General features: G+C 59.8%; 1 protein-coding gene. It reads left to right on the top strand.

All coding sequences use genetic code 11. The annotated features are described in order from the left end of the window. Positions 1 to 135: 135 nt before the first annotated feature. A partial coding sequence (locus KP708_RS15565) for a helix-turn-helix domain-containing protein (protein WP_215757267.1) occupies positions 136 to 529 on the top strand: 394 nt, incomplete at its 3' end.

The raw sequence follows: 529 nt of genomic DNA, 5'->3' as shown, positions 1-529 counted from the left end.
GGCCGGAGCAGCGAACTCCGACCTTTCCGCTTAACCCGCCAGTAGCCGTGGACGGGTCAGCTTTCCGAGGTGAACGATAACCCGTTTCCGGGGTTCCCCTCAAGAGAAGATGGCCAGTCCGAGTGMGGATAGACAGTGGCCATTACTTCCAAGACCTCCCGTCCCATGACAAAATGGCAGATTATCCGCCGGTTTCAGGMCATGCTTCGTCGTTTCCGGTCGGAAGGTAAGCTGACTCTTGGGGAAGCACATGCGCTGGCGGTTCTGCCGGAGTTCATGGGGGACGATGGGGCTATGTTCCCTAGTCACGAAGCAATGGCAGAGAAGGCAGGCGCCAGCCGCCGGACGGTTATCAATGCTCTGAATCGGGCCTATGCGCTCGGCATCGTGAAGCACACGCCCCGCTATCAGTATGATCGCCAGCTTGGGAAGCGGGTGCGGACATCGAACGCATATGAGATCGTTCTGTCGGCACTCCAGCAGGTGGCGCAGGCGGCCCGGAACTTCATGCGGACAGTGCGTGCTCACC

Origin of the sequence: Gluconobacter sp. P5H9_a (assembly GCF_018812085.1) — a bacterium.
Lineage (GTDB): Bacteria > Pseudomonadota > Alphaproteobacteria > Acetobacterales > Acetobacteraceae > Gluconobacter.
This window is presented reverse-complemented; position numbering and strand designations above follow the sequence as displayed.